Source organism: Xenorhabdus yunnanensis, from assembly GCF_028598805.1.
In the GTDB taxonomy this organism is placed as follows: domain Bacteria; phylum Pseudomonadota; class Gammaproteobacteria; order Enterobacterales; family Enterobacteriaceae; genus Xenorhabdus; species Xenorhabdus yunnanensis.
Map to the genome: position 1 here is coordinate 1 of NZ_JAQRFI010000077.1, position 8,795 is coordinate 8,795.

An 8,795-nucleotide genomic window follows, 5' to 3' on the forward strand; every position below is an offset into this window, starting at 1 on the left:
AAAAAACAGGATAACGAACAGGCGATTCTGCGATTCCTGAAAGATGAAATTTATTCCACGGCGGAGATACTGAGTCAGGTTCTCCATTATACGGCGGTCAGCACCGTGTACGCCGTTTTGAAGCGGATGTGTGCCAAAGGTTTGCTGAGTACCGAAAAAGTGGATTTAGGCGGTTACAGGCCGTTTAACGTGTACGGTATTACGCAGCACGGTGCTGTCATGGCCTTAGATGAACATGACGACCCGTTTAAGCTGAAAGCGTTTGAACCGTCCAAAATCACCCTCAGTACGCTGGAGCACCGGTTTGATGTGCAGCGGTTAAGCCTTGTTGCGCGTCATCACGGGTATCAGTGGAAATCAACCAGCCACCTCAAACTGGAAAAAGGGCAGAAATACCCTGACGGGCTGATGCGCAAGGACGGGAAAATCTGGGCGGTGGAAGTGGAGCGGGTGGCGAAATCCCCGAAACGCTACCGCGAAATCACGGAAATTTACCTGAACCAAATCGCTAAAAATGGCTGGGCGGGGGTGGTGTACCTGTTCCCCGAACCGCCGTTACGGGACAGGGTTAAACGGATATTTTATGCGGTCGATGCTGCCACGGTTGGCGGGCGTCTCCAGTCGTTAACCCCTGAAATGACAGACCGTTTTTTTTGCTTTAGCACGTATGAGGAATTTGCCCGTGAGTGATATTCGTTTTTTTGTTAACCCCATTTTGGCGTGTTAATCCCCCATTTCCCATTACTGGCGTCACTTGGATTTTACCAAGTGACGCCAGTAAAAACTGGCTCGTCACGCTTACTCTGACTGATTTCAGGCAAATGATCACACAGTGAAGCTAATCAATCATGAATTGTTTCTCGGCTTGCGTTCTATCAGGTTGCTCATGTTATCGAAATAACGACTGGGCCAAATTTGGGAGGGATGAAGTTCAAGACGTTTAGCTATGATCCATTCTCCTTTCGGCCAAGGCCGAACCAGCGTGTTCGCTAATGTGGATGAGCTTAATCCGGCCTGACGGGAGACTGCTGATAAGGTCGTTCCCTGTTTGCGTAATGCGGCAATGATATCAGCCGGATGCCAGTCTTTTTTTTCTACGCTCATTTTCTGCTTTCCTTTGTTAGATGGAAAAAGTCAGAGGCGCAGTACCGGAATGCTTAATGCTGTCTGAATGGTTACAGCAAAAACATAGACAAGCACACTGGCAGAAAATCCTGCCAGTGGAACACTCTACAAGGCTGCGACCCCTTGGTTATCAGTTTAAACCAATAACATTTTCAGATTACTTATTTAGATAAATAGCGAACTTATTTATTTGATTATGTGATTTCTTTTACCGTGCTAACTTCCAGTTCTCCGCTTAATTTCCGCAATTTTTCGATGATGGCATTAATGCAACTGTGTATATGCCTGACATTATTTTCCATATCAGATTGGTTGCAGAGATATTCGGCGCATTTAATGAGATCACAGGAATCCCGTGCCAGCGCGTAAGCATCCGTTTCAGTTTGATAAACGAAAATTTTAGCCATGCGTTACCTCAGCGCGGTGAGGTTTTATGACGTTAGGTACAGAGGAACACCAATGGAAAATATTCATTTTTGTTTTCTCCTTTTAGTGGTGGCAGTTCAAACAGGGTTCGCAGTACCGGGAGTGTTCTTCCAGTGAGGCCAAAGCCTCCCCTGCCTGAACCGCCATAGAAAAGGCGAAAACAGGCACACGGGTATATTTATTTCATACCCGTGAAAACACTCTAGGGCTGCGACCCCCTAACTATCGGATTTTGCCAATAGCGTTATCAGGTTAACGGGATAATTAAAAACATTCAATAATAAAATCAATTGCATGTAACTATTTATTGCAAATATTTTTTGTATTTATGGTGTGTTAGTGGTGTTGTCGACTGTATTCTAAACGTGGTGCGCGTAGGTGGTATTTTATATTCTGTGTTACCGTTAAAAATGCGCTAAATAAACTGTGATTTTAATTATCCCCGTTTACAGATTTTTTAAAGTTCCTAACGGGTATTTTTAGTGATTAAACTTACCTGTTTAACATAATTTATGATGGGTGCCTGAATTTATAATTGTATAATTTTTTTTCATTTCAAATATTTTATTTTAATTATTTTTGTAATATTATGATTCTTTTATTAAAAATAACAGGGTGTAAAGATGGCGAATATTATTTATCTTAAATTACAGGGTAATAAACAGGGTTTGATCTCCAGCGGTTGTTCTACGATAGATTCTATCGGGAATAAGTTTCAAAAAGGCCATGAAGACGAAATACTGGTTAATGAATTATCCTCTAACTTATCCATGCATCAAAATGTCAATTTTCAACCTATCGACATACGTAAACCTATCGATAAATCATCGCCTTTATTATCACAAGCATTAACATCAAATGAGCTATTAACCTGTGAGTTTTTCTTTTACCGAACTTCGATGAGTGGCGGGCTTGAGTTATATTATAAAATTAAATTAACCGAGGCGGCTTTGGTGAATATCAATTTCTTTTGTCCGAACTCTATCACACATAATGATGCTCAACCCGAAGAATCCCTGTCTATTAAATTTAAATCCATTACGTGGGAACATGTGACTGCCGGAACCAGCTCTTATAGTATCTGGGATGAGAGGGTATATTAATTATGGCAAATACATTAGAACTAAGGTTTGATCATGCTGCTAATGAGTTAATTAAAGTTGCTAGATATTCATCCGCTTATTTGTTGGATGATAGGGAGTTTAAAAATGGCTACCTGCATGAAATTAATGAAGTTATTAGATTGATAAGGAATGACTTTAAAATTGCGATGTATCATTATGGAGAAGGTCGGTGGGAATCTTGGAAGGAGGCTAAAAAATTTATAAAAGAAATAGAGATGGAATTAGATGTGGAGAAATCTGGATATGAACAAGGAAGAAAAAAAGATAGGCAAACATATTTAAATACCCAAGAATACTCAGGAAAAGGATTTATATTTTATGGTGAAAATGGGTTAAAAATTATTGGAGGTGTTATTCAGTTGGGAACTGGAGTTATGGCTTTTAGCACAAAGGGGGGAGGATTGTTAAGAGGTATGGAGTCTAAAGGTATGGGGGTTCTAGCGATAGCAACAGGGTTTGGCGACACAGTGGAAGGGGTAAGCAATATCGTGTATGAATGGACAGATGGCTATATAGATCAAGGTAATCCAACTAAGATATTGACAGAAAAGGGTTTTTCTTTTTTTGGTGCTGATGAGGGTTCTGGGAAATTCGCGTATGATATGGTAAACTTTGGCGTTGGTCTTTATTTTGGGTTTGCAGCGTTTGCTAAATATAATCCTTCTAAAAGAATTATAAACTTACCTGTGGAAACAAAAAGTGGTCTTGAAAAAGTACCACTTTTCCATAAATTGTTCACTCCAAAAGGAGGAGTTAGGTTGTTCAAATGGCTGGAAAATGATTTTAACAGAAAAATGTTTACCAGTGATAAATCGACGCTTACTTATAAAACTGGGAACGCGGCAATTAAAGCATATATGTTGTTAGATAAATATCTTTTTAATGAGAAAGATGAAAATAACTGAAAAGGTAAATTATTTTCGCCTTTAAGTATAGAAGGAAACTAAATTTTTTATCTGATGATATTACTATGGATAGAAATATTATAGAAGAAAAATATATGAATGCATAAATGCAAAGCATCGCAATTGGATTGCTATTAGTTGAGTATATGCTTACGAAATAAAGTAATATGATTATGGAATTAAGTGTGAGCACGGTTGATAGATTCCAGCGAAACAAATCACTAAGCCATTCATTATATTTATCTTTTGATTGAATTTCTTTTTCGTATGCATCATTTAATGATTTAACTTCCTTCTTATATGAGTCGTTTAAATATTGAATTTCCCGCTCGCATGCCTCGTTTAACGATTTAATTTTTTCCTCACAATGTTCATCGTTTAACGATTTAATCTTTTTTTCCTGTTTATCTCTTAAATATTTAATTTTTTTCTCATATGCATTTCTTAAGGATTTGTTTCCCTTTTCATATGCATCTCTTAAGGATTTAATTTCTCTTTCATAGGCATTTCTTAAGGATTTATTTTCCTTTTGTGATAGTTTATTTAATAGATAAATGTTGTTATTTTTCATTTTCGTAATATTCTATCTTTGTTATGGGCGATGGTATTTCTTGCCGCCCATTGTTAATGATAATTATCAGACTATTTTTATTTGTATTCTTTCATAGGGTGAGCTTTTATTCTCCCCTGAGAAATGCGTGTTTATTCTTTCTATAAACGCATTTTTAAATTTAAACTCATGCGTTATGTTGTTATCAACACACTGGACTATGTTTAATGCTAAATGCTCATTTTTATCAATCGCATTGAGTAGTAAAGGTGATGCGCTATCTACATTCTTTTCTAAAATTATTTTTTCTATGTGACTTAAGTCATTAACGCCTTTTGATAACTCAAGACAGTTTATCTGTATTTTATCTTTGTGGACATCATTATCTGAACAGTTTTCAGACAGCAATCCTTGAACTGCTCCCGTAATTTCCATGTAAGTAATATACTGCATCGTATTTTCTCCTTGTTGTTAATCACTGCCAAGTAAGCCATTTTATTTGAAAACAGACAATGACAACCTAATGCAATAATCGTATTTCTGTCAATTTACATAATGAAATTTATGAGAAAAGGCGTGTAAAGTCCGTCAGGCAGTGAATTTTGTCACTGTTCCCCATTTAATGATTAGACAAAATAATTATTGCAGAGTAATTTTAAACTATAAACACATACGCCCCCGAAATTGTGCTTCAACTTGGCGGAAGACTCACAACTCACGAGGGCGCAGGCTCATAACTTAAAACGAGTTTAGCATATGTACATACAGAAACAACACCCCCGCCATAAGCGCAACAAAAAAAATGACTAGCCTTGCACTGGATTATTTTGCCGACCATCTGCCCCGTAAACCGTATCACACAGACGATTTACTTTACGGATTGCGTATCAATAATGCAGACGTGGCAAAGCTCGCCCGCTACATCCAGCATAATCCTCCCCATGCGGCTTTCTGGTTTGTGTTTGATGTTGACCGCGTTGGGGCAGCGATAGACTGGACAGACAGCAACGCACCCGCCCCCAATATTACGGTAAAGAACCAGACAAACGGACATGCACACCTGCTTTATGGGTTGCAAACGGCGGTCAGAACCGCCCCCGATGCCAGTATCAAAGCGCTGAAATATGCCGCCTCGGTAGAGCGTGGCTTGTGTGCGAAACTTCGTGCGGATGTGAACTACAGCGGACTTATCTGTAAAAATCCCCTGAATCAGCACTGGCAGGTCACCGCATGGCGTGAGGAAGTCTACACACTGGACGAACTTGCCGATTATGTCGATTTGAGTTTATCAGAAGCCCGCAGGAGCGATTTTGAGTACGGGCTAGGGCGTAACTGTCAGTTATTCGAAAAAACGCGCAGATGGGCTTACAGGGCGATCAGGCAGGGGTATCCCCATTTTGACCAGTGGCAACTGGCCGTTATTCAGCGTGTGGAAATGTACAACGTTCAGCTCACTAACCCGCTATCGTTGCCGGAATGCGCCTGTATCGGGCGCAGTATTGCCAAATGGACACACCAGCGCATGAGCGAAAAGGCGTTCGCGCAATATGTTGCAGACACGCATACGTCAGAGATTCAGGCAGCCAGAGGGCGCATTGGGGGTTGTAGGAACAAGGCTGAAGTACAGGCAGCGAAAGGGAAGAAGGGCGGGATAGCCAAAGGAGAAACCTACAACAGCAAACGGGAACAGGCATTACAGATGCTTTCTAGTGGTATGAGTAAGCAAAAGATTGCGGATACCTTGGAGGTTCATCGCAACACTTTACGCAATTGGTTCATGCACAAATAGCAAGCCTATATCAGATAACAGCCCCTTTTCGGGGCTTTTTTGTACTCCGTAGTTAACCTTAGAATTCCAGTCCCTTCGCCCGCACCGCTCGCCGCAAGACGGGATTAGCGAGCGCAGCGAGTCTGTCCTGTCGAGGAAGCGGAATATCACCTTTTCTCAATGATTGCACTGCCTCACCATAGCTACATAAGATACCTGTTTAATCTCCCTTTTTATTTACATTGCTATTTCAAGTAGCTATGTTATGCCTTGCGGCATGATTGTTTTCTCCGCGAGGGCTTCGAAAAACAATCAGGGGGAAGCTCAACTTATGTCAGGCTGAACGCCTGCCAACGTCCATCTTCCCCCTCTTTTTGTCTTATGTCGGCTGGACGCCGCCAACGGCAAAAATTCACCCGCGCCCCGTCATGCTCACGCATGACCAAAATTAAATACTCCGGCGCTGGACGCCCCTAACGCTTCGCTGTTTTTCATTTTGGTCATGCGCTCACGTTGTTCTCTTTGACGGGGCGCCGCCCACCGAAAAATCCCGACTGGGGTCGCGTTTTTTCTCTCACCTGCTGGGGCAGGTTCGTTGCGCTTTGTGGCACGGCGAAAAATCTGCTGGGGCAGATTGTTTCTTGTGTGCTTTCGCCAAGCTGAACGCCATGCGAAAGCATGAAACCGAGGCTCGCCACGCTGGGGCGTTCTGAGCCTCTTTCCCGCGCTGGGGCGCGATAATTTCACCGAAAAAGAGGTATCCGTGTCTAAACTTTCGCATGAGATTTATCAGTTTTACCAATCGCATGACTGGCTTTTTAACGTGGTCACGGCGGAGTGGTTTACGGTGTGTTGTGTCGGTTTTATGTTGTCTCTGATTTTAGCCAATGTGCGGGGATTTCTGGGGCATATGGGGCTGGTTGGTCTTTCCGCCGAGCAACTGAGAAAAGCGCGGGAACTGAACAGGGATGCAGACGGAAAACGGGTTAACCTTACGGGTGCCCAAAAAGCGAATCTTGATCACCCGCCGAAAGGGCTTTATTTCCGGCGGCGGTGTTACCAATTCGCGGAATTTCTTGTGCTGTTGCTTGGTGGTGCGGGGGTGTTGTTTTATTTGATCAACGTGGGCGCTTTGATGCTGGTGAATGATAAAGCCATCATCAATCTGTTGTTAAGCGAAGCGCGTTTTTATCCGCTGTTCTGGCTGATAGGCGGTGTTGTTGTCGGATCACTGACGGCAAATTTAACGCATTTTTGGTTTTTGCGTGATTTTCTGGCGAAGAAAGACGCGGAAGTTAACCGCCGTGTGATTGAAAGCCGCTCAAAACATAAAGGCCGTACCGGTGAACTTTCTGATGCCCGTTCTCTGCAATTTGCCTCTGTGCCTGATTTTAATCCGACTGATTATTTTAACCTCGCGATGGCGAAAGATGCCGTGTTTCTCGGGCTGGACGAGCAACGCCGTCCGATAACGCTCCCCCGCCAAATCTGGGTGAAATCCAATATTCAGATAATGGGATCGGTCGGCAGCGGTAAAGGGGTGCTCGCCTGTGGTGCGCTGGCCCAGTGTGCGCGTAACTTTAACGATGCGGTTATCGTGTTTGATCCGAAAAATGATGAATTTGCCCCGCACGTTCTTCACCGTCAAACGGATAAATTTTTACTGCTGGATTTACGCCAGGGTAAACCCGCGCAACTGAATATTTTTCGTGACTTGTCCGCTTACCAGCTTAATGAGCTGCTGGTCTCCGGCTTCAGCCTCGGGCGGCGTGGGGATAATGCGGATTTTTACCGTGACAATGACCGCCAAGCGGTCAGAATGCTGTCATCCCAGTTTGAGCAGGGTGCTGATGTGGCTGCCCTACTCGAAGCGGCCCAATGCTTACCGCAAAAGGTCAGGGAATCCGCCAGTGGTTTTATGACACTGTTACAGGAATTGTGCTCGTTATCCGTTTTACAGACCCGTGAGGGGGTTGATTTAAAGGATTTTATTCTTAACGGCGGTTGTCTGTATGTTGTCGGTTCGCTGCGTGATGAATCGGTGATCATGCTGCAAAAAATGTTGTTTGTGCGTTGTCTTCAAATCATCGAGGAACGCGACCGCTTGCAGGCCACCACCCATGTTAATATTTTTCTCGATGAGTTTAAGTACCTGCTGTCAAAATCCAGTCTGGAGGCGCTCGGCACGGTGCGCGACAAGAACTGTAATATTCTGCTGACTCATCAATCTCTCGGTGACTTTGGTCAGTGCGGTGCCGATATGAAACCGGAAGTGGCTCAGGCGACGGTGATAGACAATACGCCGATTAAATGGATTTACCGGATGAAAGATTACAAGGTGGCGGAGTGGGTGAGTAAACAAACGGGGCAGATACTGGTTGACAGTGAACGGCGCAATTTGAGCACAGAAACGGGTAACGTTGAGCTGATGAGCACCGAAACCACCGTATTCAAAGAAAAACGGGAACTGATAGACACCAACACCATTCAGCATTTGCCGGACGGTGCGGCGTTGATGATTGGTGTCGGGCTGGCGCGAATTGCTTACAGCAAACCGATTAAGACCGTGCGGCGGGCGATTGCATTAACCGAATACCCGCCCCTCAAACGGCCTGATTTTCATTTTTCAGCGGGTGGGCCTGTGACGTCATTCCCTGATCCTTTAAGTGAAAACCCGCCCCGCAAAGATAGCGCGAGTGCACCGGCAACGCAGGCGGATTTTAACCCTGAGACTGATAACCATGGCTGGCGATAATTTTATCCGCTCCTACACAGCGCGGATGGCAAAAAAACAGGATAACGAACAGGCGATTCTGCGATTCCTGAAAGATGAAATTTATTCCACGGCGGAGATACTGAGTCAGGTTCTCCATTATACGGCGGTCAGCACCGTGTAC

9 protein-coding genes are annotated in these 8,795 nt (G+C 43.4%); 5 read left to right on the forward strand and 4 right to left on the reverse strand.

All coding sequences use genetic code 11. From position 1 onward, the window contains the following. Positions 1-690 (forward strand): replication-relaxation family protein (locus tag PSI23_RS19300; RefSeq protein WP_273556603.1); only part of this gene is annotated, 690 nt, incomplete at its 5' end. A 156-nt stretch (positions 691-846) separates the two neighbouring features. On the opposite strand, the gene PSI23_RS19305 is transcribed toward PSI23_RS19300, so the two are convergent. Both PSI23_RS19305 and PSI23_RS19310 read right to left on the reverse strand, forming a co-directional pair. Beyond that, positions 847-1,104 carry a helix-turn-helix domain-containing protein gene (locus PSI23_RS19305; RefSeq protein ID WP_273556604.1) on the reverse strand — a complete coding sequence of 86 codons (258 nt, stop codon included), beginning with the start codon at positions 1,102-1,104 and terminating at the stop codon, positions 847-849. A 215-nt stretch (positions 1,105-1,319) separates the two neighbouring features. Next, entirely contained in the window at positions 1,320-1,532 is a 213-nt protein-coding gene (locus tag PSI23_RS19310) for a hypothetical protein (protein ID WP_273556605.1), read from the reverse strand. Positions 1,533-2,174: 642 nt separating this feature from the next. Here PSI23_RS19310 and PSI23_RS19315 point away from each other — a divergent pair. Continuing rightward, positions 2,175-2,654 (forward strand): Hcp family type VI secretion system effector, encoded by a 480-nt coding sequence (locus PSI23_RS19315; protein WP_273556606.1) that lies wholly within the window; start codon positions 2,175-2,177, stop codon positions 2,652-2,654. Positions 2,655-2,656: 2 nt separating this feature from the next. Further along, on the forward strand, positions 2,657-3,580 hold the full coding sequence (locus PSI23_RS19320; protein ID WP_273556607.1) for a DUF4225 domain-containing protein: 924 nt from the start codon (positions 2,657-2,659) through the stop codon (positions 3,578-3,580). Here the strand turns inward: PSI23_RS19320 and PSI23_RS19325 are convergent. Further along, positions 3,555-4,151, reverse strand: a complete 597-nt coding sequence (locus PSI23_RS19325; protein ID WP_273556608.1) for a ribosome-recycling factor — start codon at positions 4,149-4,151, stop codon at positions 3,555-3,557. The two genes, PSI23_RS19320 and PSI23_RS19325, sit on opposite strands and share 26 nt — an antisense overlap. Positions 4,152-4,217: 66 nt before the next feature. Beyond that, positions 4,218-4,583 carry a type VI secretion system tube protein Hcp gene (locus PSI23_RS19330; RefSeq protein WP_273556609.1) on the reverse strand — a complete coding sequence of 122 codons (366 nt, stop codon included), beginning with the start codon at positions 4,581-4,583 and terminating at the stop codon, positions 4,218-4,220. 349 nt (positions 4,584-4,932) lie between these two features. Here PSI23_RS19330 and PSI23_RS19335 point away from each other — a divergent pair, with 349 nt between their 5' ends. Both PSI23_RS19335 and PSI23_RS22990 read left to right on the forward strand, forming a co-directional pair. Next, on the forward strand, positions 4,933-5,919 hold the full coding sequence (locus tag PSI23_RS19335) for a replication initiation protein (protein WP_273556610.1): 987 nt from the start codon (positions 4,933-4,935) through the stop codon (positions 5,917-5,919). 742 nt (positions 5,920-6,661) lie between these two features. Continuing rightward, on the forward strand, positions 6,662-8,653 hold the full coding sequence (locus PSI23_RS22990) for a type IV secretory system conjugative DNA transfer family protein (protein ID WP_273556611.1): 1,992 nt from the start codon (positions 6,662-6,664) through the stop codon (positions 8,651-8,653). Positions 8,654-8,795: the final 142 nt, after the last annotated feature.

Excerpts from the sequence above, each read along its gene's own strand:
- PSI23_RS19305 (WP_273556604.1), bottom strand. The coding sequence starts at position 1,104 with ATGAGCGTAGAAAAAAAAGACTGGCATCCGGCTGATATCATTGCCGCA.
- PSI23_RS19310 (WP_273556605.1), bottom strand. The coding sequence starts at position 1,532 with ATGGCTAAAATTTTCGTTTATCAAACTGAAACGGATGCTTACGCGCTG.
- PSI23_RS19315 (WP_273556606.1), top strand. The coding sequence starts at position 2,175 with ATGGCGAATATTATTTATCTTAAATTACAGGGTAATAAACAGGGTTTG.
- PSI23_RS19320 (WP_273556607.1), top strand. The coding sequence starts at position 2,657 with ATGGCAAATACATTAGAACTAAGGTTTGATCATGCTGCTAATGAGTTA.
- PSI23_RS19325 (WP_273556608.1), bottom strand. The coding sequence starts at position 4,151 with ATGAAAAATAACAACATTTATCTATTAAATAAACTATCACAAAAGGAA.
- PSI23_RS19330 (WP_273556609.1), bottom strand. The coding sequence starts at position 4,583 with ATGCAGTATATTACTTACATGGAAATTACGGGAGCAGTTCAAGGATTG.
- PSI23_RS19335 (WP_273556610.1), top strand. The coding sequence starts at position 4,933 with ATGACTAGCCTTGCACTGGATTATTTTGCCGACCATCTGCCCCGTAAA.